The 20,877-nt window shown below is 35.5% G+C and carries 32 protein-coding genes, 2 tRNA genes and 1 pseudogene; 10 read left to right on the top strand and 25 right to left on the bottom strand.

Translation table 11 applies throughout. The features are described from left to right. Positions 1 to 7 precede the first annotated feature (7 nt). From rplR to carA, 22 genes are all read right to left on the bottom strand, one after another. On the bottom strand, positions 8 to 379 hold the full coding sequence (gene rplR / locus ACFELZ_RS05990; RefSeq protein ID WP_250294835.1) for a 50S ribosomal protein L18: 372 nt from the start codon (positions 377 to 379) through the stop codon (positions 8 to 10). A gap of 5 nt (positions 380 to 384) precedes the next feature. Then, a complete protein-coding gene (gene rplF, locus ACFELZ_RS05985; RefSeq protein WP_253309084.1) occupies positions 385 to 930 on the bottom strand; it encodes a 50S ribosomal protein L6 in 546 nt (181 codons plus the stop codon). A 16-nt stretch (positions 931 to 946) separates the two neighbouring features. Next, positions 947 to 1,342, bottom strand: a complete 396-nt coding sequence (gene rpsH / locus ACFELZ_RS05980) for a 30S ribosomal protein S8 (protein WP_064124654.1) — start codon at positions 1,340 to 1,342, stop codon at positions 947 to 949. A gap of 21 nt (positions 1,343 to 1,363) precedes the next feature. Beyond that, the gene (rpsN, locus tag ACFELZ_RS05975) at positions 1,364 to 1,672 is read right to left on the bottom strand and encodes a 30S ribosomal protein S14 (RefSeq protein ID WP_375315914.1); all 309 of its coding nucleotides are present in this window, start codon (positions 1,670 to 1,672) and stop codon (positions 1,364 to 1,366) included. 16 nt (positions 1,673 to 1,688) lie between these two features. Then, positions 1,689 to 2,222, bottom strand: coding sequence for a 50S ribosomal protein L5 (gene rplE, locus ACFELZ_RS05970; protein WP_375315913.1), 534 nt, complete (start codon positions 2,220 to 2,222; stop codon positions 1,689 to 1,691). 6 nt (positions 2,223 to 2,228) lie between these two features. Then, a complete protein-coding gene (gene rplX / locus ACFELZ_RS05965; RefSeq protein ID WP_182182782.1) occupies positions 2,229 to 2,546 on the bottom strand; it encodes a 50S ribosomal protein L24 in 318 nt (105 codons plus the stop codon). Next, positions 2,546 to 2,905, bottom strand: coding sequence for a 50S ribosomal protein L14 (rplN, locus tag ACFELZ_RS05960; protein ID WP_375315912.1), 360 nt, complete (start codon positions 2,903 to 2,905; stop codon positions 2,546 to 2,548). Before rplN ends, rplX begins: the two co-directional genes overlap by 1 nt. 13 nt (positions 2,906 to 2,918) lie before the next feature. Then, on the bottom strand, positions 2,919 to 3,155 hold the full coding sequence (gene rpsQ / locus ACFELZ_RS05955; RefSeq protein ID WP_375315911.1) for a 30S ribosomal protein S17: 237 nt from the start codon (positions 3,153 to 3,155) through the stop codon (positions 2,919 to 2,921). Continuing rightward, positions 3,148 to 3,351, bottom strand: coding sequence for a 50S ribosomal protein L29 (gene rpmC / locus ACFELZ_RS05950; RefSeq protein ID WP_265033798.1), 204 nt, complete (start codon positions 3,349 to 3,351; stop codon positions 3,148 to 3,150). Before rpmC ends, rpsQ begins: the two co-directional genes overlap by 8 nt. An 11-nt stretch (positions 3,352 to 3,362) precedes the next feature. Then, positions 3,363 to 3,776, bottom strand: coding sequence for a 50S ribosomal protein L16 (gene rplP, locus ACFELZ_RS05945; RefSeq protein WP_250294844.1), 414 nt, complete (start codon positions 3,774 to 3,776; stop codon positions 3,363 to 3,365). 11 nt (positions 3,777 to 3,787) lie between these two features. Further along, positions 3,788 to 4,402, bottom strand: coding sequence for a 30S ribosomal protein S3 (gene rpsC, locus ACFELZ_RS05940; RefSeq protein ID WP_375315910.1), 615 nt, complete (start codon positions 4,400 to 4,402; stop codon positions 3,788 to 3,790). Between the two features lie 39 nt (positions 4,403 to 4,441). Then, on the bottom strand, positions 4,442 to 4,792 hold the full coding sequence (gene rplV / locus ACFELZ_RS05935; protein WP_375315909.1) for a 50S ribosomal protein L22: 351 nt from the start codon (positions 4,790 to 4,792) through the stop codon (positions 4,442 to 4,444). 5 nt (positions 4,793 to 4,797) lie between these two features. Continuing rightward, complete coding sequence (gene rpsS, locus ACFELZ_RS05930) at positions 4,798 to 5,082, bottom strand: 30S ribosomal protein S19 (protein WP_375315908.1); 285 nt, start codon at positions 5,080 to 5,082, stop codon at positions 4,798 to 4,800. A gap of 3 nt (positions 5,083 to 5,085) precedes the next feature. Next, complete coding sequence (gene rplB, locus ACFELZ_RS05925) at positions 5,086 to 5,910, bottom strand: 50S ribosomal protein L2 (RefSeq protein ID WP_375315907.1); 825 nt, start codon at positions 5,908 to 5,910, stop codon at positions 5,086 to 5,088. Position 5,911: 1 nt separating this feature from the next. Next, positions 5,912 to 6,199, bottom strand: coding sequence for a 50S ribosomal protein L23 (locus tag ACFELZ_RS05920; protein ID WP_064124642.1), 288 nt, complete (start codon positions 6,197 to 6,199; stop codon positions 5,912 to 5,914). Continuing rightward, positions 6,196 to 6,810, bottom strand: a complete 615-nt coding sequence (rplD, locus tag ACFELZ_RS05915) for a 50S ribosomal protein L4 (RefSeq protein ID WP_375315906.1) — start codon at positions 6,808 to 6,810, stop codon at positions 6,196 to 6,198. The genes ACFELZ_RS05920 and rplD overlap by 4 nt, the downstream gene beginning before the upstream one ends. Positions 6,811 to 6,812: 2 nt before the next feature. Beyond that, complete coding sequence (gene rplC, locus ACFELZ_RS05910; protein ID WP_375315905.1) at positions 6,813 to 7,535, bottom strand: 50S ribosomal protein L3; 723 nt, start codon at positions 7,533 to 7,535, stop codon at positions 6,813 to 6,815. Between the two features lie 9 nt (positions 7,536 to 7,544). After that, on the bottom strand, positions 7,545 to 7,865 hold the full coding sequence (rpsJ, locus tag ACFELZ_RS05905; RefSeq protein ID WP_096616846.1) for a 30S ribosomal protein S10: 321 nt from the start codon (positions 7,863 to 7,865) through the stop codon (positions 7,545 to 7,547). A gap of 14 nt (positions 7,866 to 7,879) precedes the next feature. Beyond that, on the bottom strand, positions 7,880 to 9,052 hold the full coding sequence (gene tuf, locus ACFELZ_RS05900) for an elongation factor Tu (protein ID WP_264329094.1): 1,173 nt from the start codon (positions 9,050 to 9,052) through the stop codon (positions 7,880 to 7,882). A 79-nt stretch (positions 9,053 to 9,131) separates the two neighbouring features. Next, positions 9,132 to 9,202: transfer RNA gene (locus tag ACFELZ_RS05895), tRNA-Gly, on the bottom strand. A 4-nt stretch (positions 9,203 to 9,206) separates the two neighbouring features. Continuing rightward, positions 9,207 to 9,288: transfer RNA gene (locus tag ACFELZ_RS05890), tRNA-Tyr, on the bottom strand. A 114-nt stretch (positions 9,289 to 9,402) separates the two neighbouring features. Then, positions 9,403 to 10,494, bottom strand: coding sequence for a glutamine-hydrolyzing carbamoyl-phosphate synthase small subunit (gene carA / locus ACFELZ_RS05885; protein ID WP_375315904.1), 1,092 nt, complete (start codon positions 10,492 to 10,494; stop codon positions 9,403 to 9,405). A gap of 201 nt (positions 10,495 to 10,695) precedes the next feature. On the opposite strand from carA, the gene ACFELZ_RS05880 reads away from it, so the two are divergent. Further along, positions 10,696 to 11,181, top strand: a complete 486-nt coding sequence (locus ACFELZ_RS05880; protein WP_375315903.1) for a hypothetical protein — start codon at positions 10,696 to 10,698, stop codon at positions 11,179 to 11,181. Between the two features lie 181 nt (positions 11,182 to 11,362). On the opposite strand, the gene glpX is transcribed toward ACFELZ_RS05880, so the two are convergent. Then, the gene (gene glpX, locus ACFELZ_RS05875) at positions 11,363 to 12,280 is read right to left on the bottom strand and encodes a class II fructose-bisphosphatase (protein ID WP_375316681.1); all 918 of its coding nucleotides are present in this window, start codon (positions 12,278 to 12,280) and stop codon (positions 11,363 to 11,365) included. Positions 12,281 to 12,404: 124 nt separating this feature from the next. Between glpX and ACFELZ_RS05870 the strand changes: the two genes are divergently transcribed. The 5 genes from ACFELZ_RS05870 to ACFELZ_RS05850 all read left to right on the top strand — a co-directional run bounded on the left by ACFELZ_RS05870 (position 12,405) and on the right by ACFELZ_RS05850 (position 15,514). After that, positions 12,405 to 12,545 (top strand): hypothetical protein, encoded by a 141-nt coding sequence (locus ACFELZ_RS05870; RefSeq protein ID WP_375315902.1) that lies wholly within the window; start codon positions 12,405 to 12,407, stop codon positions 12,543 to 12,545. A 358-nt stretch (positions 12,546 to 12,903) separates the two neighbouring features. Then, complete coding sequence (locus ACFELZ_RS05865) at positions 12,904 to 14,370, top strand: IS4 family transposase (RefSeq protein WP_375316680.1); 1,467 nt, start codon at positions 12,904 to 12,906, stop codon at positions 14,368 to 14,370. 377 nt (positions 14,371 to 14,747) lie between these two features. Beyond that, positions 14,748 to 14,945: a transposase gene (locus ACFELZ_RS05860; RefSeq protein WP_375315805.1), complete on the top strand. Its 198-nt coding sequence runs from the start codon at positions 14,748 to 14,750 to the stop codon at positions 14,943 to 14,945. A gap of 3 nt (positions 14,946 to 14,948) precedes the next feature. Continuing rightward, entirely contained in the window at positions 14,949 to 15,113 is a 165-nt protein-coding gene (locus tag ACFELZ_RS05855) for a hypothetical protein (protein WP_375315781.1), read from the top strand. Further along, positions 15,056 to 15,514 carry a transposase gene (locus ACFELZ_RS05850; protein ID WP_375316627.1) on the top strand — a complete coding sequence of 153 codons (459 nt, stop codon included), beginning with the start codon at positions 15,056 to 15,058 and terminating at the stop codon, positions 15,512 to 15,514. Before ACFELZ_RS05855 ends, ACFELZ_RS05850 begins: the two co-directional genes overlap by 58 nt. 9 nt (positions 15,515 to 15,523) lie before the next feature. Here the strand turns inward: ACFELZ_RS05850 and ACFELZ_RS05845 are convergent. After that, a pseudogene (locus ACFELZ_RS05845) lies at positions 15,524 to 15,910 on the bottom strand (IS4 family transposase); the annotation flags it as partial. 75 nt (positions 15,911 to 15,985) lie between these two features. Next, entirely contained in the window at positions 15,986 to 16,138 is a 153-nt protein-coding gene (locus ACFELZ_RS05840) for a hypothetical protein (RefSeq protein ID WP_375315901.1), read from the bottom strand. A gap of 462 nt (positions 16,139 to 16,600) precedes the next feature. Here ACFELZ_RS05840 and ACFELZ_RS05835 point away from each other — a divergent pair, with 462 nt between their 5' ends. From ACFELZ_RS05835 to ACFELZ_RS05820, 4 genes are all read left to right on the top strand, one after another. Further along, complete coding sequence (locus ACFELZ_RS05835) at positions 16,601 to 16,843, top strand: hypothetical protein (protein ID WP_375315900.1); 243 nt, start codon at positions 16,601 to 16,603, stop codon at positions 16,841 to 16,843. After that, positions 16,828 to 17,073: a hypothetical protein gene (locus tag ACFELZ_RS05830; RefSeq protein WP_375315899.1), complete on the top strand. Its 246-nt coding sequence runs from the start codon at positions 16,828 to 16,830 to the stop codon at positions 17,071 to 17,073. The genes ACFELZ_RS05835 and ACFELZ_RS05830 overlap by 16 nt, the downstream gene beginning before the upstream one ends. Positions 17,074 to 17,178: 105 nt before the next feature. Continuing rightward, on the top strand, positions 17,179 to 19,200 hold the full coding sequence (mnmG, locus tag ACFELZ_RS05825) for a tRNA uridine-5-carboxymethylaminomethyl(34) synthesis enzyme MnmG (RefSeq protein ID WP_375315898.1): 2,022 nt from the start codon (positions 17,179 to 17,181) through the stop codon (positions 19,198 to 19,200). A 5-nt stretch (positions 19,201 to 19,205) separates the two neighbouring features. Continuing rightward, complete coding sequence (locus ACFELZ_RS05820) at positions 19,206 to 20,873, top strand: M24 family metallopeptidase (RefSeq protein WP_375315897.1); 1,668 nt, start codon at positions 19,206 to 19,208, stop codon at positions 20,871 to 20,873. The last annotated feature ends 4 nt before the right edge of the window (positions 20,874 to 20,877 follow it).

The raw sequence follows: 20,877 nt of genomic DNA, 5'->3' as shown, positions 1-20,877 counted from the left end.
AAACCTTCTAAAATTCAAATCCAGAACTTCTTAAAGCCTCAGCAAATTGAGAAACTAATCCTGTATATTTATACGCTCCACGATCAAATACTAGCTTTTGTTCTAATTTCAGACCAGATAAGCGCTCAATCATTAAAGAAGAAACCTGTTTTATAGTTTCAGCATTGACTTTTCCTTTACATACATCCTTAATTTTAGCATCCAAAGTAGAAGCTGAAGTGAGAGTTACTCCTTTTACATCATTAATTAACTGGACATAAAAATGCCTATTAGATTTAAATATGGATATACGCAAACGTTCAGCGCTCTTGTCAAGCTTCGCTCTATTACGCAACTTCCTTTTTTCATAGTTACTTAAAAAATTATATAACCTTCTCATCTTAATTACTTCTTTTTACTTACAACTTTACGCAACATAAATTTACCCTTTATTACAATACCCTTACCTTTATAAGGATCGTACTTCCTAATCCTGCATATATCAGATGCCACCATATAGACTTTTTGCTTATCCATACCACTAACTACTAAGTGAGTTGGCTTTATGCACTTAATCTCAACATCTTTAGGCACTTTATATTTAACATTATGGCTATAACCAAGATACAAAGTCAAATACTTACCATCACACTCTGCCTTATATCCAACACCGTTAATCTCAAGATTAACAGAAAAACCATCAACCATGCCGTTAATAATATTATTAATATTACTCCTATAAGTGCCCCACATAGGCTTTATTTCATCATAATCATCTTTATCTTGATCCACAGAAAGGAGTAGCTGATTATCAACAATCCGGCACACAACATCACTGATTAAGCTAAGCTCTTTTTCAGCCTTAGCACTCTTTATTAACATCCTACCATTATTATATTCAACTGAAATACCAGCAGGAATATTGATAGGAGCAGCACCTATACGAGACATGAATTTCTCCTATTATTTAAAACACACGACACAAAACTTCTCCACCAACCTTTAACTTATGTGCATTATAATCAGTCATCACCCCTTTGGGTGTCGATATAATAAAAATACCAAGACCATTATATGCTTTAGAAATGTCCTTATACTTAGAATAACAACGACAACCAGGCTTTGACACCCTAACTATGTCACTAATTACAGGTGACTTCTCATAATACTTCAATTTTACAATGAAAGAAGGTAAATTATCTACAACTTGCTTTTCATAATCAAGGATATACCCTTCATCTTTTAAAATCTTCAGTATAGAAGAATTCACTTTAGAAAACAACACTCTTGTTGTTCTATGCATTGCCAATTGAGCATTACGTATCCTTGTTAAAAAATCACCAATACTATCAGATAACGCCACAATATACTCCTTATATTATATTTACCAACTAGACTTTGTAACTCCTGGAACTTGCCCAAAAGAACATAAATCACGCAAAACAATTCTACATAAACCAAATTTTCTATATACTCCTCTTGGTCTCCCAGTTAAAGCACACCTATTTCTAATTTTGGTTTTAGAAGAATTTCTAGGCAATTTTTTAATTAATTTATTTTGAGCTGTAAACCTTTCTACAATAGACAAATTCTTATTATTTATTATAGATTTCAATTCCTCTCTTTTTTCTTTATATTGATCGCACAGCTTTATTCTGCGAAGATTTCTTTCTATCATAGATTTTTTTGCCATATATTTCTTCTCTCAATTAATCAAAAAAAGGAAATTTAAGAGCCAGTAATAATTCCTTTGCTTCCTTATCACTAACTGCACTTGTTATAATATTAATATCCATACCTCTAATTTTACTTATTTTATCATAGTCTATTTCTAAAAACGAGATATGTTCCTTTATACCAAAGGAAAAATTACCATTACCGTCAAATTGCTTCACACTAAATCCTCTAAAATCTTTTTCCCTTGGCAAAGCAATATATATCAATCTTTCTAAAAACTCATACATTTTATCTCTACGCAAAGTTACTTTGCAACCTACTGTAGCACCTTTTCTGATCTTGAAGCCAGAAATAGATTTTTTTGCAAAAGTTGATAAAGGCTTCTTCCCAGCAATCAAATATAGGCTATCAAGTGGTTCATTTATTGCTTTACTATCTGTAGCAGCATCTCCAACGCCCATATTGATACACACCTTGACAAGTTTAGGCACTTGCATTATATTGCCGTAATTAAACTTATCCTTTAAGGACTTTACTATGCTATCTTTATACAATTCTTTAAACATATCAACCTAATCTATCACTTCTCCAGAAACTTTTGCAAAACGCACTTTTCTACCGTCTATAACCTTAAACCCCACTCTAGTTGGAGTTTTATATTTAGGGTCCAATGTTGCAACGTTGGATATATCAATAGCTAACTCTTTATTTAATATACCACCACTACTACCAGCTTTTGGTTTAGTGTGTCTCTTATGTACATTTACCCCAGAAACAATTACTTTCTTTTTAGCATCACATGCCACAACTTTAATCACTTTACCAATTTTTCCCTTATCTCTACCAGTTAAAACTATAACGTCGTCACCACTTTTTATTTTAGCACTCATTATAAAACCTCAACAGCTAATGACATTATCTTCATAAAAGAACCAGATGATAACTTTTTTACCGGACCAAATACCCGAGTGCCAAGTGGTTCACCTTGATCGTTAATCAAAACTACAGCATTGCTAGAAAAACGAATTACAGAACCATCAGATTTTCTAATAGGGCTTTTCACCCTCACCACAACTGCTCTATATACTTTTCCCTTCTCAACCTTCCCTCTTGGAGTAACAGATTTAGTAGATACAATAACTGTGTCACCTATAGATGCAGACTTTCTACCACCCAATAAACCAATACAAAGCACTGCACGCGCACCAGAATTATCAGCCACTTCCAACAATGTATTTTTTTGAATCATATAAATATCCTATTCAATGTGAGCTATTAACAACAACCCATTTTTTAGTAGTAGAAATAGGCTTGTGTTCTTGTATTAAAACCTTGTCCCCTTCTTTACAACTATTATTCTCATTATGTGCTGTATACTTCTTGTACTTTTTTATAACCTTTTTATACAGCTCATCCTTATACACTTGTAATACCGAAACCTTTACAGTCTTATCACACTTAGCCTTAGTTACAGTACCACAAAAAACCTTTTTAGGCATTCTTTTCCTCTCTTCTTCTTTTATTTAATATAGTTAGAATACGAGCTATGCTCTTTCTTATTAAGCTAAAACGCGAAATATTGTTGCACTGCCCCAACTTCTTTTGAAAAACCAAATTAACAAACTCTTTTCTCAAATTTACAAGAATTTCATGCAATTCTTGTGAAGACCTCGATTCAATGTCAGCTATATCCATTGCAACTCCATTTAATTATGATTAGATACAAATTTACACTTCATAGGAAGCTTAGCGGTTGCCTTTTCAAGCGCCAATCTTGCTAAATGCATGGGAACATCACTGCTAATTTCAAACAACATTCTACCGGGCTTAGCTTTAAACACCCAAAATTCAACACTACCTTTTCCCTTACCCATACGTACATCTGCCGGCTTTTTACTAACAGGGGTATCAGGAAAAATTCTTATCCACACTTTACCAGAGCGTTTTAATGTTCTAGATATTACACGCCTTGCAGTTTCAATATGCTTAGACTGAATCCTACCTGCTTCTACAGCTTTTAAGCCATAATCTCCAAAAGATAATGTGCTACCACCTTTTGTATTACCCTTAATTCGCCCCTTAAATACCTTCTTATATTTACTCTTTTTGGGAACAAACATCTCAATATACCTTAATTACCAATATAAACCCAAACCTTAACTCCTATAATACCATATATAGTTTTTGCTTCACAAAAAGCATAGTCTATATTAGCACGTAAAGTGTGTAAAGGCAAACGACCTTCTTTATACCATTCAGTACGAGCTATCTCAGCTCCCCCAAGGCGCCCAGAACAACTTACTTTAATACCTCTAGCACCCATCCTCAAACAACTTTGAATAGCTTTTTTCATCGCTCTTCTAAATGAAACCCTTTTTTCTAACTGTTGCGCAATGCTGTTTGATATTAAAGTTGCATCTATTTCAGACCTTTTAACTCCTACTACATTCACTTCCACATTATTTTTTACTTTTTCAGCTATTTTTTGCTTTATCTTCTCAATATCTGAGCCTTTCTTACCTATTATCACTCCAGGTCTAGAAGAATGTATTATTACAGACACCAAATCAATTGTACGCTCTATAATTACTTTAGAAACACCAGCATGCTTAAAAGATTCATTTATATAACTGCGAATAGATAAATCTTGATGCAACCCTTGTTTATAACCCTTCTCAACATACCAAACAGACAACCAAGTATTAATTATTTTTAACCTAAATCCTTTAGGATTAACGTTTCCCATACTTTTGCACTTTCCTTATTAATTTTCTATTTTTATGAATCATATAATTTCCCCCAATTTTACAGTTATATTACTATAACGTTTACTAACTCTATTAGCTCTACCCATAGCTTTTGGACATACCCTACGCAAAGTAAGAGACTTACCTATTGAAATTTCTTTTATATATAAATTATCGATATCCAATCCATAATTATATTGAGCATTAGCAATCGCAGAATTCAATACCTTCCTTACAAGACTCGCAGCTTTCTTTTCACAAAATCTTAATTGCACAGTGGCAAAAGAAACTTTTTTATTACGTACTAAACCAGCAACCAAATTCAATTTACGAGGAGTTGATTTTAAAACCCTAGAACCAGCTTTAACTATTACATCTCTGTTTTTCATATCAATTACCTTCTTGTCGCCTTTTTATCACCACTATGCCCAGTAAATTTACGAGTGGGCGAAAATTCACCAAACTTATGACCTATCATATTCTGATCATTAACATTAACAGGAATGTAATCCTTACCATTATAAACAGCAAACTTTAAACCTAAACAATTAGGAAGAATTACAGAAGCCCTGGAATGAACTTTTATAGCCATGTTAACAAACCCCTTGGTTAAAGCATTATTCACCGACTTTAATATAGAAGGATGACAAAAAGGAGGCTTCCACGCAGATCTACTCATAAACTAACCTTTCAATTGTTTTATATACTTATCACTAGATTTATTTTTCCTCCGAGTTTTCTTTCCTTTTGTTGCAACACCCCAAGGAGTAACAGGATGACGACCACCAGAGGTTTTTCCTTCCCCACCTCCATGAGGATGGTCAACCGGATTCATTGCAACCCCACGCACAGTAGGTCTAATTCCAAGCCACCTACTTCTTCCAGCTTTACCCAGCTTTCTATTCTTATGGTCAGGGTTAGATACTACACCAATAGTAGCCTTGCAAGAAGATAAAATCAACCTAATTTGACCAGACCTGAGTCTTAATAAAACATATTGGCCATCACGACCAACGATTTGCGCATAACAACCAGCAGCTCTAGCAATCGCAGCACCATTACCTGGCTTCAGCTCAACATTATGAACGAAAGAACCAACAGGTATATACTTGAGTAGCAAACAATTACCTGGCAAAATATCAGCATCATTTCCAGCTGTAACAATATCACCAGGCTTCATACCTTGAGAAGCTAATATATAAGACTTAATATCATCTTCCTTATATGATATTAACGCTAAAAACCCACTTCTATTTGGATCATACTCTATTTTTTCAACTATACCCTGACCACTTCTATTACGCTTAAAATCTATAACTCTATACTTCTTTTTGTGACCACCACCCCTATGACGAGTTGTAATTCTACCATAATTATTCCTTCCACCACTGGACTTTTTACCGGATGTAAGAGACTTTTCTGGCTCATCTTTTGATAAACCAACTTTACTTACTAACACAGTCCCACGAGAAGACGGAGTAACAGGATTAAAAAATTTCATACCCATATTAAACGCTCATTATATCTAATTTTTGACCATCTATCAAAGAAAAATAAACTTTCTTTTTCTGTTTTTCACAACCAATCACACCCCTGAAACGCCTATATTTAGGCTTAATTCTAACAACATTTATAGAAGAAATTTTAACATCAAATAGAGACTCTATTGCCAACTTTATTTGACGCTTATTTACATTTACAAAAACATACAAAGAATATTTATTAAACTTCTCCCTCAAAAAAGAGGCCTTTTCTGTAATTATAGGAGATTTTATTATATTATTATACTTGATCATAACAATCTACCTTCAAGATGCTTTAAAGTATCCTTTGTCAACATCACGCATTCGTGATTCAATATATCAAAGACATTTAACCCAATAGGTTTGATTAAGTCTACATAATGCAAGTTTCTAACAGCACGCAACAAATCATCTCCATAATCACCAACTATCAAAAAGGAAGAAAATTTAAAAATTTTAATACATTTATACATTTCAGACGTTTTCTTCACATCAATATTTAAATTATCCAGGATAACCACTTGATTATTTAAATACTTTAGAGATAAAGCAATTTTTAAACCAAATTTGCGTACCTTCTTATTAAGAGAATAAGTATGACTCCTCACAACAGGGCCGAAAATAATCCCACCACCTCTAAATTGAGGAGATCGCAAGCTCCCTTGTCTTGCCCTACCGGTACGTTTTTGACCATAAGGTTTAGCTGTTGTACCAGAGACATCACTGATACCTTTTGTTTTATGAGCACCAGCTCTTCTCTTCGCTAATTGCCATCTCACTATATCATGCAAAATACTCAATTTTTGCTTAGCAGAAAATATCAAAGGATTGAGCTGAGTAGTACCTACATTATTATTAGATAGATTAACTAAATTACATTCCATAACTAACTTACCAAATTACTAGCATCATCATTTACATCTAACAGTAAACCTACCGGAAAAGGAACATCTTTATGTAAAGATTTTTTAACTGCATCTCTTACAAAAACATAGGAATTTTTAAACCCAGGAACATTATTACCCTTCACAGCAATTATACTATTTTCATGATCAATGGATAATATCCTCATATTTTGTACAGTTATTCTGCTGTTACCTAAATGACCAGCCATTTTCTTTCCTTTGAATACTCTACCAGGATCCTGACATTGACCAGTGGAACCTTGTGATCTGTGAGCAATAGAAACACCATGAGATGCCCTAAGCCCACTGAAGTTATGCCGCTTCATCACACCAGCAAATCCTTTACCTATAGAATAACCCGTAATATCAAGATATTGACCAACCACAAAATGATTGATTCCCACTTTTTTACCACATTCTATTCCCGACAGGTCATTTAATCTACTTTCGTATAACTTACATTTATTACTTATACCCTTTTTCTTTAAATATTCCAACTGAGGTTTTGCTATATTTTTAAAATCTCCTGTGCCTAAAATGACTGAATTATAGCCACATTTATCTTGTCCTTTTATATCAACAATATGAGTTTCGCTGAGATGCAATAAAGTTACAGCCATGCGACTATTGTCAGAGTATATAGCAGTATGACCAATATTCGTCATTAATAAACCAATTCTCCTCAGTGAATTTATTCTCTTCATTTCCTTCTCCTAAACCTTAACTTCCTTGACTTTTAAATCCACTTCTACGCCAGCAGAAAAAGATAAACCTGTAAGCATCTGCATCATAGTAGGAGTAAGATCATGTAAAACAATCAAACGCCTAGAAGTTCTCATTTCAAACTGTTCACGAGATTTTTTATCAACGTGAGGAGATCTATTAACAATAAATTTAGAATCTTTTCTTGGCAACGCAATCGGACCAGATAATTTTGCATTGGACCGCTTTAATTCATCAACAAATTTTCGAACACACTCCTCCAATAAAGAACAATCGAAAGCCTTAATGTTAATATATATATCTTGCTTCATCTTAGTTACTACACTCACTCCAAAATTTCAGAAACAACACCAGAACCAACAGTTCTACCGCCTTCTCTTATCGCAAAACGCAATCCCTTATCCATTGCTATCGGTACTTGCAATTCTACTTCTACACTCACATTATCTCCTGGCATTACCATCTCCTTTCCATCTAGCAATTTTATGCTCCCAGTTACATCCGTTGTCCTTAAATAAAACTGTGGCTGGTAATTCGCAAAAAATGGTGTATGCCTTCCTCCTTCCTCTTTCTTTAATATATAAACCTCCGCCCTAAACTTTCTATGCGGCGTTATCGTCCCCGGTTTTGCTAATACTTGCCCTCTCTCCACTTCTTCTCTTTTTGTTCCTCTTAACAATATTCCTACATTGAGTCCTGCACTCCCCTTATCCAGCAACTTCTTAAACATTTCTACACCTGTGCATATCGTCTTTTGCGTCGCTTTCAGACCTATTATTTCTATCTCTTCTCCCGTCTTTATCTCTCCCTTCTCTATCCTTCCTGTTACCACCGTTCCTCGCCCCGATATCGAAAATACATCCTCGATTGGCAATAAAAACGGTAAATCCACAGGCCTTGGTGGAACCGCCACATACTCATCTAACTTTTCCATCAATTTATCTATTGATTTCTTTCCATATTCGCTACTGTCATCTTCCAGCGCTTTCAATGCAGACCCCACTACTACAGGCACTTCATCCCCTGGAAATCCGTATTTATTCAGCAATTCCCTCACTTCCATTTCTACCAAATCTATCATATCAGCATCAGCAACATCAGCTTTATTTATATACACCACGATATATCCAACACCTACCTGCTTCGCTAGCAATATATGCTCTCTCGTTTGTGGCATTGGCCCATCAACCCCCGACACTACCAATATCGCCGCATCCATCTGTGCTGCACCTACTATCATGTTCTTTACATAGTCAGCATGTCCAGGACAATCAACGTGTGCATAATGCCTTTTTTCCGTCTGATACTCAACATGCGCTGTTGCTATCGTTATCCCCCTTTTCCTTTCTTCTGGCGCCTTATCTATCTGATCGTACGCTACAAAATTTCCATAATGCTTTGTTATCGCCGCCGTTAACGTTGTCTTCCCATGATCCACATGTCCTATTGTTCCCACATTTACATGCGGCTTTCCAAATGCTTCCACTACTGCTGTCATAATTTAAACTTTTCTACCTAAAATACAAATACATCAATAAATAATATGTTGATTTTATAAAAATACAACAAAAAAAAAGAGCGGATAGTGGGAATCGAACCCACGTCACTAGCTTGGAAGGCTAGAGCTCTACCATTGAGCTATACCCGCACAATGGAGGAGGTAGGATTCGAACCTACGTACGCAATGCGGACAGATTTACAGTCTGTTACCTTTAACCACTCGGTCACTCCTCCACAAAAATTTGTTAAGAGAACGCTATTTTAATACCTTAACTCAAGCTTTTATTGTATTTAATACTAAACGCCTAAAATTAAAAAATCAAGCAATAAAACCTATCCTGATTAAAATCATGCAGATTTCATTTTATACAACACAATATTGCCAATAAAACGTCTAAATAAATAATGCGAATCATGCGTACCTGGAGCTTCTTCTGGATGATATTGCACAGAAAAGACTGAGTAATCCTTCATCATTATTCCCTCTACACTATTATCAAATAGAGAAATGTGAGTAATTTCAACATTACTTGGAAGAGAAGCTGAATCAACAACAAAACCATGATTTTGGCTAGTGATCTCAACTTTTCCACTAATTACATCATAAACTGGATGGTTACTCCCTCGGTGACCAATATCCATCTTGATGGTCTTTGCTCCCAAAGTAATCGCAAGTAATTGATGACCCATGCATATGCCAAAAATTGGTATTTTAGATTTTATAATAATGTCTATCTCTGAAACTACACTTTCTCCTATTTCTTGCGGATCACCAGGACCATTTGAAAGCACTATACCATCTGGATTCATACTCAACACTTTTTGAGCAAAACCTGTGCTTGGTCTGATTAATTCAACTGTACAACCAAATTCTATTAAGCGTGAAACTATACTGATTTTTACGCCAAAATCAACGATTACAACCCTATATTTTGCATTAAGGTCACTTTTAAAATTACTATGCAAACTAACTTTATTGGTTATTTCTATCCCATTTACAGGTTTGTATTTCTTCAATTCATCCAACACATGCGTCTCGCTTGACGGGCATATCATTCCACTTTGAGATCCATGTTTTCTCAAATGTCTCGTTAAAGCTCTAGTATCAACTCCTGATATCCCAACCACGTTATTTTTCTCTAACCAATCATTTAAACTGATATATGAAGAAGGGTGGGACATAGAAGAAAGTTCACGCATAACCACACCACTTGCAAAAATTTTCTCTCCTTCATTATCTTTATGGTTTATTCCAATGTTACCAATATGAGGAAAAGTGAACGTTATAATTTGATCAGCAAAAGAAGGATCAGTTATAGTATGCTGATAACCGGTGATACCAGTGGTAAAACAGACCTCACCTATGCACTTGCCTTTTTTACCTACTGATTTTCCCCAAAAGCATTTACCATCTTGTAAAATTAAAACTGCGTCCTGCACTTCATTATCTATTTAACTGATTCAAAACAGTATACAAGAATTTTAAATAATACGTAACTCTTTCTAAAATTCCAAATTTAACCACGAGGCGGCGAAGAACAACATGAAAAAAACTTTTAACGTGCCCTTTCATAAAATATGTTGACTATCTCCGTATTTTATATTAGATACAATTTAGTATTAGAAAATAGAGAGGTTATTATGTTTACAAGTGAAATTCATCCTAAACACAAGTTACTAATTGCAGGAGCTGGCTTACTATTCTTTGCGATGGTGTTCCCATCATTTTTTCTCTTAGCAAAAATAGCCATAGGATTAGCTATGATCGCAATTGCAACAATCGCGGTAAAAATTTTCTCAAAAACAATATCAAACGCTCTTGAAAAAGAAAAAGTAGATCAGAATCAGGCAGCACAACAAACAACACAAAGTAAAATTATAAACCTAGCTATTGGACTAACATTTATATTTGCAGGAGGATTATCAATGCTCATTATAGCAAAAACTGGCTTAATTGCAGCATGTGCAGCTATAACTGCTTTAGCTCTACACGAATATGTTAAAAATGAAAAAATGGGAAAAGAGATAAATGATAAATTCGATAAGGTAGCTGACGATACAATCAATTTTATTGTTAGCAATGTTGAAAAACTTATTCCAACAAAGCCGCCAGGCATAACAGCCTAAACTGTCTCCGTTCAGCAGAGTGGTTTAAGAAACAATAGATAGAAGGTTTTGAAAAGGGGTCAGCCTTCTTTTTATGTCCGTCTTGAGGAGCTTCTTGTACAATTAGTTTCTCTTGAGAAAATGAATCTAACATTTTAACACTCCCTTTAACTCTTACATAATATATTGAAAAATAATTAACCTAACTTATAACTTGCACCTTTATCAGCTTGTTAGGTAGAATTATTAAAGAACTAGTTGAACAGACGTTATGACTAAATTCAACTCCATCCACAAGTTCTCCGCTTGTTACTCCAGTTGCAATAAACACTGATTCACCTCTTGCCATATCTTTTATGGTGTAGATTTTTTCTGGGTCATCAATATTTAAATTTTTTGCTCTTTCTCTTAACTGATCTGTGTCAAATATTAATCTTCCCTCCATCTGCCCACCGATTGAACTCAGCGCTGCAGCCGCAAGCACCCCTTCTGGTGCCCCTCCTATTCCGATATACATATCGTGATTGCCATTTACTAGTGAAACTACGGCCGCAACATCACCATCATCTATTAGTTTAACTTTTGCTCCTAACTTCCTGATTTTCAGCATTAATTCATTATGCCTTTCACGTTTAAGTATAGTTACTGTAAGATCATTTACTTTACATCCTTTTGCCTTGGCTAAATTGTCTAGATTCTTTTCAATGCTATTTTTTAGTGAGACTACACCCTCTGGAAGATTTTTTCCTACCGCTATTTTTTCCATATAAACATCAGGTGCGTGTAAAAAATCACCTTTTTTCGTTACAGCAAGAACGGACATTGCCCCTTGTTTATGGTGAGCACAAATCGTAGTGCCCTCAAGTGGGTCAACAGCGATGTCGATTTCAGGACCATTTCCAGTGCCAACCTTCTCGCCAATATATAGCATTGGTGCTGAATCTCTCTCACCTTCACCAATTACGATAGTACCATTTATTTCCATTGAATTTAATACTGTACGCATTGCATCAACTGCAACTTGATCAGCCCTTTTTTCATCACCAAAGCCTGCCAATTTATATGCAGCAAGTGCTGCAGCTTCGGTCACTTTAACTAATTTATAGGCTAAATCTTCCATCATTTACTTTAAGAACTATAAATAAAGCATTCAATATATATCATGCTGCTTGAAACTGCAATATGTCTTGACTGGTTGTGGGAAAGTTGCTATAATAAACTAACATATAGTAGTAGGTTTAGTTATGGTATATAGTAATGATGATATTAGAGGGTTGTATCGAAAAATAGCTACAATTGTAAAATATGATGATAAGGGAATTGTGTGCCGTAGAAGCATAAAGGATGCTCAGACAAAGAGCAAACTAAGTGCAAAAGCTACATAATAGATGAGGGTGGGCCCCTCAAAGCCGGTTTACAAGAGCAGGCTTTAAACAACCGTAAGCTGCTTTGATAAAGAGTCAAGGTAGTGAGAGTTACGGAAAAGGCACAATTATGTGTCATGTGTTAAATAGAGAGACGAACGCAAGTGAACCACTGATGAAGTGTCGAAACATCAAAGGTGACGTCAAAACCAGGGGGTAATTTCTAACTTGGGATAAACCTATCGGAAACTTGTTTACTGGGTAGGTGGCGTCTGGCATAAAGCTTACTATTACCCATAAATCTAAAAGGAGAAAAAGCTGCTATCTTACTAATTCAACTTTCTATTATAAATAGATCTATGGTCTAAAAATGGAATATATGATGAAAAGAACTATAAATACCTCAACTGGCGAATGGGCAGAAAGTGAATTTGGAATTGTTAATTTTGGTGATATAAGATTAAGTAAAAGGCTTCTAAAAATAGTTAATAGTTTTGCTGAATCGCCTGAGTGTTCAATAAATCAAGCTTGTGAAGATTGGCATCAAAGTAAAGCAGCTTATAGATTTTTCCAAAAAGATGCCATTTCTGAAAGAAAGATATTAGACAGTCATATAATTAAAAATATTGAAAGAGCTAAAGAATACTCAACTATCTTAGCTATCCAGGACACGAGTTATATTTCATATAAAAATCATAAAAAGACCGAAGGATTAGGGATTATAGCAGCAAGATTAACATCTAAAACAACTAATTTTAAAACCCATGGATTAGTGATGCATACAACGTTTGCAGTTACAACAGAAGGACTACCTATAGGATTATTGGATCAAAAAATTAGTACTAGACCTCCCTTAGCTGAAGACCTAAAGGAGTTGAAAAGAAGAAGCCATAATACTGCTCTTCCCATAGAAGAGAAAGAAAGCATACGGTGGATAGCATCACTTAAAGACTCTACTAAACATCCTGGATTAAAGGATGTTAAGGTAGTTACCGTTTGTGATAGAGAAGCAGATATTTATGATTTATTTGAAGTTGCTTCCACTAATCAATCTCTTTTTGTAGTAAGAGGAAATCAAAACAGAACAGTAAACAAGAAGTCGACTTATTCTGAAAAAGGTGGTGAAAGATTGTGGGATTTGATGAATCGCATGTCTTGCCAAGGAGAAATACAAGTGAGTATTCCTGCTTGCGATAACAAACCTCAAAGAACAACAGTTTTAGAAGTAAAGTTTAGTAACTTTGTGATGAATGCATCAAAAAACAACGCTAGACGTAAAACGCAAAAACTTCCTAATTTAAATTTAAATGCTGTCTATGTTATAGAAAAATATCCCCCATTTGGCGAAGAGCCCATGAACTGGATTTTGTTAACAAATATAAATATTAATAATTTTGAAGAAGCAGTAGAAAAAATACAATGGTATTGCTTAAGATGGAGAATAGAGGTTTTTCATAAAATTTTGAAATCCGGTCTTAAAGTTGAAGAATGTAGGCTCCAAACAGCAGATAGATTGATCCGCTTTCTTACAATTATGAGTATAATTGCATGGAGAATATTTTTTATCACATTGGTAGCTAGAACAAATCCGAATCTTTCTTGCACTGTCATACTGACTGATGACGAATGGAAGGTTTTATATACCAAAATGCTTAAGACAAAAAACTATCCTGAGACTCCACCACCTATAAGAGAAATTGTGAGGTGGGTGGCCAAGTTAGGAGGGTTTTTAGCTCGCAAAAATGACTTAGAACCAGGCCCTATAGCTTTGTGGAAGGGATGGAAACGTCTCTTTGATTTAGCAGAAGGATGGAGACTTGCTCATTCATTCTATACTTGTGGGTAATAGTAAGCGCTAACACGTAGCGGGATGAAGGTTGTCAGGCTAGTACCTTCTCCTGTCATTCCAGCGCGCGACGCTGGAATCCAGGAAAGTTTGCTTGTAAGCAAGCAAACTAGCATAGAAAGTGGTTGTTAAAACACAACGTTTTCGATGAGATTATATGGAAAACTAGATTCCAGCGTCACGCGCTGGAATGACACCATTTTCGGTCTCTTAAATTGCTTTAGCTACAAACATTAAGAAATTTACCAAACGAAAAAAAAGGCAAAAGAAGCCCTGGTCATTGTCTATTTTCTGTATTGGCGTTTTTTTAAGTCTTAGAGCCTGTCTTCAAACTAAGTAGAAAGGAGTTAAGAAGTGTGTTATAAGATATATTTTAAATGTACCCAAGCGATATAAGTGACAAAGAATGGAAGATAATAGAGCTATATTTTGAACCTAAAAAGACCGGTAGACCAAGAAAACATAGTATTAGAACAATTATTAACGCAATCCGCTATATGATGAGAACAGGATGTCAATGGAGACAACTGCCTAAAGATTTTCCACCATGGAAAACAGTGTATAGTTGTAATTAGCGATTGAAAAAAAGTGGAATATGGCAAGAGATTCATGATTTTCTAGTTAAAAAAGTAAGAGAGATAATTGGTAAGAATGAAACTCCATCAGTGGGAATAATAGATAGCCAATCAGTAAAAACTACTCAAAAAGGGGATCCAGAGGATATGATGCTGGCAAGAAAGTAAAGGGTAGAAAGCGCCACATCGTTGTAGATACTGTAGGTCTTGTAATTGCTGCTGAAGTACAAAGTGCAAGCATTCAGGATCTTGATGGTGCACTAAATCTTTTTGTTCAAGCCAAATGCAAAGCTCCAACATTACATAAGTTTTTTGCTGATCAAGGATACACAGGTAAATTGCAAAACCTCTGCTTATTGGAAACTGGATGTTTATTGACGATTACCAAGAAAATAGTTGATACAGGATTTCAGGTTATTCCCAAACGTTGGATTGTTGAGAGAACCTTTGCTTGGCTCTCCAATTTTAGACGTATGAGTAAGGATTATGAGCATTCTCCTCTCACTTCAAAAAACAACATCTTCTTTAATATGATCACTATTATGCTTCACAAATTAGCTCATTCTTGAGTTTGAAGACAGGCTCTTAGGCAGGCTAATATAGCTACTATCCAATAACTTAACGCTTTTAAATTGCTGCAAGATTCTACAATCAATTTGCAGGGTATTTTTAAATAAAGCCATAGATTCATTATACATCCTTTTCATAAATTCCACTGCCTCTTCAGTAAACCTCAAATCTAGACTCTGTTTTGTTATTATTACAGATGCTTCGTTTAATAATTGGCACATTGTATCTATGCTGCAGTTTGCAACTCCTATATTACCCAAAATTATAGCTTTTATGAATGATGAACCACTCAATTTTCTCTTCCTTTTTATAAATCCTGTTTCAATTGATACTTCATTTGCTCTTTCATTGAAAAATTTGTTTAGGTAATTTGATAAGCAAGTTATTTTATTCATCATTAGTTCTCTCACTAAAATATATCCGAGAGAACTTATACCTTCTTATCCTATCTTCTTCATACCTTTATTTTCTTAACTTGACGCGTATGGTTGAGTAGCAGGCTTGCTACTTTCACGTTCACGTTGCCGTGCTTCTCTCTCATGCTTATCAGGACCAACTCTTTCAAACCTGTCACTTGGAATCACCCTATTACCCCTACTTTCTTTATCGTTATTACCATGCATATTAACCTTCAGTAAAAATATTATGTAAATAATATACTAAAAATAAATTATAGTGCAAGCACTTTTTTTATATTTTTTAGTATAAATTTTATTCGTCATTTTTATACTCCTAGATTCCAGCGTCACGCGCTACCCCTTCTCGTCATCCCAGTGCCCAGACACTGGTTTTTTGCAATTCATCAAAAACACTCCCTCTTAACATAAAACCCTACATTTATCAAACCTAATGTACAGCCAAGTTTCCTGGATTCCAGCGTCACGCGCTGGAATGACAAAAAAAAGGAGGCTACTCGGATGACAGGAGAAGGGGCTACTTGGATGACAAGAGGGGGTACTGGAATGGTTGTAAGTTGAGGCCCTTCTCCCGCTTTTTTTCCAAAATCACTTGCCTGTTTCAATTAATCTAATTATAATAATAGAGAAATTTTAAAAGCTTACAAAAAAAATAATTAAGGGGGTTGCATGGACAAAGAGACTTTAATATTTGCGATTGGAGCATCATTAATAGGCACTGCAATAGGGGCACTTACAGGTTTGGGATTAAGTGTCACAGCTTTTTCACCTTTAGCCATAGGTGGAATTGTTGGTTCTATAATTCCAGCAGCGGCTACAATTTTTTTGCAGGATGTTTGCTACATAAATTTTACAACAAAGATCTTATTGAAAAAGTTGATAAAATCCTTCCCATTGTGTCCAGTATTATAATTTTTACAGGTGCTGCAATTGGAGTTGGTCTTGCTGCAGCTGCAGCTGCTATTTCTCCTGGTATAATGCTTGGAGCCGGATCTGCAGTTTTAGCAGGTGCAACAATAGGAGCAATAGTAGTAATAGCGCCAATTGCAGGGTACTTTGTAGCTGACAAAGTGAACGATTATATTATCTCTCCTATAGTTGAGCGCTTTTCTTCAAAAGGGAAGGAAGAAAGTTTAAGATAATCAAGTAAGGTTTCTGTTATTCCAGTGTGTAACATTGGAATAACAAGATTTGACATTAACCGTTGATAATCGGAATATTAGTAGAGTAGAATTACTCAAAAAAGCATGCATAAATATGACGTAGTAGTAGTAGGTGGTGGTCATGCAGGGTGCGAAGCGGCTGCTGCGGCAGCTCGCCTTGGTGCAAACACGCTGCTTATAACTCATAAAATTTCAACTATAGGAGAAATGTCCTGCAATCCAGCAATTGGAGGAGTTGCAAAGGGTGTTGTAGTCAGGGAAGTTGACGCTCTTGATGGAATAATGGGAAGAGCAATCGATCAAGCAAGCATACACTCAGTCATTTTAAATAGCAGCAGAGGTGCAGCAGTATGGGGACCACGCGCACAGGCAGACCGAAAATTATATAAGCAGGCAATACAGGAAATTATTCTAAATTATAACAATTTGACGGTAAAAGAAGAGTCAGTTGACAATTTTCTTATAGAAAGTAATGGCAATGGAGAACCGTGCATTAAAGCTGTAATAACAAGTTCTGGTGAAAGTATACTAACAGGTAAAGTCATTTTAACCACAGGAACTTTTCTGCAAGGTGTGATTCACATAGGAGAACAAACAACTCCTTCAGGAAGAATGGGAGATAAGTCTGCAGTAGAACTTGCAAATACGTTGAAGAAGTATGATTTTAGATTAGGTAGACTGCGTACCGGAACTCCACCAAGGCTTGATCGTAATACTATAAACTGGTCAATATTGCAAGAACAAGTGGGTGATAACCCACCTGTGCCGTTTTCTTATCTCACAGAAAAAATTAACCAACCTCAGGTATCATGCTTTATTACCCATACTAATGAAAATACGCATAAAATAATTAGAGAAAATCTTCATAGGTCAGCTTCTTCGTATTTGGATGACATTGTTGCACCAAGATACTGCCCATCCATTGAAGTTAAAGTTAATAAATTTGCAGAAAAAAGTAGTCACCAAATATTTTTAGAACCAGAAGGGCTGGATGATGATACTGTATACCCAAACGGAATTTCAAATTCATTACCTATTGAAGTGCAGCGTGAAATGATAAAGAGTATTAAAGGACTTGAGAACGCAGAAATATTGAGACCTGGATATGCAGTTGAGTATGACTATATTGACCCACGAGAGCTATTTCATACTCTTGAAACCAAGAAAGTCAAAGGTCTATATTTTGCCGGCCAAATTAATGGCACTACTGGATATGAAGAAGCAGTAGGGCAAGGAATTATTGCCGGAATTAACGCAGCACTCTCTGCATCTGAAAAAAAAGAGAGCTTTGTTCTTCACCGCACAGATTCGTATATTGGCGTAATGATAGATGATTTGGTCACCAAAGGGGTGATCGAGCCTTACAGATTATTTACCTCACGTGCAGAATATAGGCTAGCTATCAGGTCAGACAATGCGGATAGAAGATTAACACAAAAAGGTTATGATATTTCCCTTGTTTCGCATGAGAGATACTCTGTTTTACAGAATAAACTTAAATCCATTAAGCAGCTTGAAGAGAAGTTAGGGAGTCTGACGATTACTCCTGAGCAGCTTAGGTCTTATGGTATTAAAATATCTTATGATGGGATAAGAAAAACGGCACTAGATTTACTCAGCTATCCAAACATCGACTGGAATAAATTACAAGAAATATGGCAGGAGTTAAGCAGCATCACGCGCTGCACAACGGATACTGGATCCTCTTCCATCATCTCAGGACACTCTCATGTCATCCGAGTAGCTGACACTAAGATCCAGGAAAAAAGCAGCGTTACGCACTGGAATGACGCCGCAATGGGTAGCATAACTAAGAATGAAATATGCGAAGCAGTTGAAATTGAAGCAAAATACAAACCTTATCTAATAAGACAAGAAGCAGATATGAAGTTTTTACGAGAGGAAATTAACACTCAAATTCCAATTGATTTTAACTATTCACAAGTTAAAGGCCTGTCAAGTGAAGTAATAGAAAAGTTGCAGACGATAAAACCAGCGACGATTGGCATTGCAAAGCAAATACAAGGCATCACTCCCGCAGCGATAGTGAGCATATTAGTGTACCTTAGGAATAAGAAAACGAAATTAGCTGCTAGTTTTGCGTGAGGTATATGTCAAAAATCGAAGAATTTCGTTCTTTTATGTGTGAAACAAATGTTGACGCATTTATGTTGCATACTAAAGATGAATATTTAAATGAGTATTCAGAGGAGCTAACAAAGCTGTGTGGCTTTACAGGAACAAATGGGCTACTTATCGTTACAAAAGACAACAAGTGCCCATTTTTTACGGATGGACGCTATATCACACAAGCTCGCAATCAGCTCGATCGGGGCAATTTTCAAGTATATAATATACAAGAAGAGGATCCACGCGAATGGGTAAAAGCAAACTTAACATTGACCACCTCACTAGGTTACTATTTGCAATATTTTACCATAGAAGATATAAGAAAGTATGAGAATATCTGTAAATTAATACCCTGTTTAGCTGGAAAAAAAAGTGACTATCGAAAACAAGCAGTGGTTTTACATTTTATTAAATATGCTGGTGAAAGTAGCAAGAATAAATGTGAAAAAGTCGCTAAAAGCATAGATAAAGAAGCTGAAGCAGTGCTTTTAACTGATCCAAATTCAATTTCATGGCTATTAAATTTAAGAAATGAAAATGCCAAATATACTCCATGTATATTTGGCCGTGCTATATTGTATAAAAGCGGTAATGTTGATTTGTTTATTCAAGATAAAGAACATTCAACTATAGAAGCAAATTTGGGCAATCATATAAATATTTTTGATATTAGTGAGCTAGAAAATTTGCTGCACAAGCTAAATTCAATAGTTATAGATCCAAACACAACTCCAATGAGTATCATGGCTGTAATAAAAGATAAACAGGTAGCTGAAAGAGAAGATCCTTGTCTAATTTATAAAGCAGTAAAAAACCAAACTGAAATAGCTGGGGCTATAAATGCGCATATCAGAGATGGAGTGGCAGTTACAAACTTTCTACATTGGCTTGAAAGTAATGTTGGTACAGAACTTGAAGCTGAAGAAAAGATTTTAGAATACAGAAAAGAACAGAATTTGTTTAAGCAACCAAGTTTTCCAACAATTTCCGCATTTAATGAAAATGGTGCAATAATTCACTATCGTGCAAGCAGTAAGACGAATAAGGTAATTCAGAAAAGTGGACTATATTTGATTGACTCTGGTGGCCAATACCTTAATGGCACAACTGATGTGACAAGAACTGTAGTGGTTGGTAATCCGACTAGTGAGCAAATAACCCACTATACAATAGTATTGAAAGCTCACATTGCTGTAGCAAGTGTCATCTTTCCTTCTGGCACTACTGGTGGAGAATTGGATATATTGGCACGTACACATTTATGGAAATTTGGAATGGACTATATGCATGGTACAGGGCATGGAGTAGGAAGTTACCTATCAGTACACGAAGGACCACAAGCAATATCAAAGGGCAATAAAGTGAAACTCACGCCAGGAATGATACTTTCCAACGAACCTGGTTATTACATTCCGGGAGAGTATGGAATAAGAATTGAAAATCTGATGTATGTCGACAGACAAGAAAATAGCTTTTTACATTTCAAACAACTGACCTTCATTCCATATGATAGAAGGCTAATAGATGTGCAAATGCTTACTAAAGATGAAATTGAATGGATAAATAGCTATCATCAATTTGTCTATGAAAACTTAGAAAATAGCGTAAAAGATAAGGAATGGTTAAAGAAGGTATGTGACCATTTGTAAGCAA

The sequence above is a fragment of the Wolbachia endosymbiont (group A) of Colletes cunicularius genome, assembly GCF_964264715.1.
Lineage (GTDB): Bacteria > Pseudomonadota > Alphaproteobacteria > Rickettsiales > Anaplasmataceae > Wolbachia.
This window is presented reverse-complemented; position numbering and strand designations above follow the sequence as displayed.

Bases quoted from the DNA above. Each gene is read 5' to 3' on its own strand.
- rplN (WP_375315912.1), bottom strand. From the start codon at position 2,905: ATGATTCAAAAAAATACATTGTTGGAAGTGGCTGATAATTCTGGTGCG.
- rpsN (WP_375315914.1), bottom strand. From the start codon at position 1,672: ATGGCAAAAAAATCTATGATAGAAAGAAATCTTCGCAGAATAAAGCTG.
- rplX (WP_182182782.1), bottom strand. From the start codon at position 2,546: ATGAGTGCTAAAATAAAAAGTGGTGACGACGTTATAGTTTTAACTGGT.
- tuf (WP_264329094.1), bottom strand. From the start codon at position 9,052: ATGACAGCAGTAGTGGAAGCATTTGGAAAGCCGCATGTAAATGTGGGA.
- mnmG (WP_375315898.1), top strand. From the start codon at position 17,179: ATGCATAAATATGACGTAGTAGTAGTAGGTGGTGGTCATGCAGGGTGC.
- ACFELZ_RS05835 (WP_375315900.1), top strand. From the start codon at position 16,601: ATGGACAAAGAGACTTTAATATTTGCGATTGGAGCATCATTAATAGGC.
- rplC (WP_375315905.1), bottom strand. From the start codon at position 7,535: ATGAAGAGAATAAATTCACTGAGGAGAATTGGTTTATTAATGACGAAT.
- rplE (WP_375315913.1), bottom strand. From the start codon at position 2,222: ATGTTTAAAGAATTGTATAAAGATAGCATAGTAAAGTCCTTAAAGGAT.
- ACFELZ_RS05920 (WP_064124642.1), bottom strand. From the start codon at position 6,199: ATGATCAAGTATAATAATATAATAAAATCTCCTATAATTACAGAAAAG.
- rplP (WP_250294844.1), bottom strand. From the start codon at position 3,776: ATGTTTGTTCCCAAAAAGAGTAAATATAAGAAGGTATTTAAGGGGCGA.
- ACFELZ_RS05880 (WP_375315903.1), top strand. From the start codon at position 10,696: ATGTTTACAAGTGAAATTCATCCTAAACACAAGTTACTAATTGCAGGA.
- rplF (WP_253309084.1), bottom strand. From the start codon at position 930: ATGTCTCGTATAGGTGCTGCTCCTATCAATATTCCTGCTGGTATTTCA.
- rplV (WP_375315909.1), bottom strand. From the start codon at position 4,792: ATGAAAAACAGAGATGTAATAGTTAAAGCTGGTTCTAGGGTTTTAAAA.
- ACFELZ_RS05820 (WP_375315897.1), top strand. From the start codon at position 19,206: ATGTCAAAAATCGAAGAATTTCGTTCTTTTATGTGTGAAACAAATGTT.
- rplD (WP_375315906.1), bottom strand. From the start codon at position 6,810: ATGGAATGTAATTTAGTTAATCTATCTAATAATAATGTAGGTACTACT.
- ACFELZ_RS05860 (WP_375315805.1), top strand. From the start codon at position 14,748: ATGTACCCAAGCGATATAAGTGACAAAGAATGGAAGATAATAGAGCTA.
- ACFELZ_RS05865 (WP_375316680.1), top strand. From the start codon at position 12,904: ATGATGAAAAGAACTATAAATACCTCAACTGGCGAATGGGCAGAAAGT.
- rplR (WP_250294835.1), bottom strand. From the start codon at position 379: ATGAGAAGGTTATATAATTTTTTAAGTAACTATGAAAAAAGGAAGTTG.
- ACFELZ_RS05870 (WP_375315902.1), top strand. From the start codon at position 12,405: ATGGTATATAGTAATGATGATATTAGAGGGTTGTATCGAAAAATAGCT.
- rpsC (WP_375315910.1), bottom strand. From the start codon at position 4,402: ATGGGAAACGTTAATCCTAAAGGATTTAGGTTAAAAATAATTAATACT.
- rpsQ (WP_375315911.1), bottom strand. From the start codon at position 3,155: ATGCCTAAAAAGGTTTTTTGTGGTACTGTAACTAAGGCTAAGTGTGAT.
- glpX (WP_375316681.1), bottom strand. From the start codon at position 12,280: ATGGAAGATTTAGCCTATAAATTAGTTAAAGTGACCGAAGCTGCAGCA.
- rplB (WP_375315907.1), bottom strand. From the start codon at position 5,910: ATGGGTATGAAATTTTTTAATCCTGTTACTCCGTCTTCTCGTGGGACT.
- rpsS (WP_375315908.1), bottom strand. From the start codon at position 5,082: ATGAGTAGATCTGCGTGGAAGCCTCCTTTTTGTCATCCTTCTATATTA.
- ACFELZ_RS05840 (WP_375315901.1), bottom strand. From the start codon at position 16,138: ATGCATGGTAATAACGATAAAGAAAGTAGGGGTAATAGGGTGATTCCA.
- rpsJ (WP_096616846.1), bottom strand. From the start codon at position 7,865: ATGAAGCAAGATATATATATTAACATTAAGGCTTTCGATTGTTCTTTA.
- rpmC (WP_265033798.1), bottom strand. From the start codon at position 3,351: ATGGATATAGCTGACATTGAATCGAGGTCTTCACAAGAATTGCATGAA.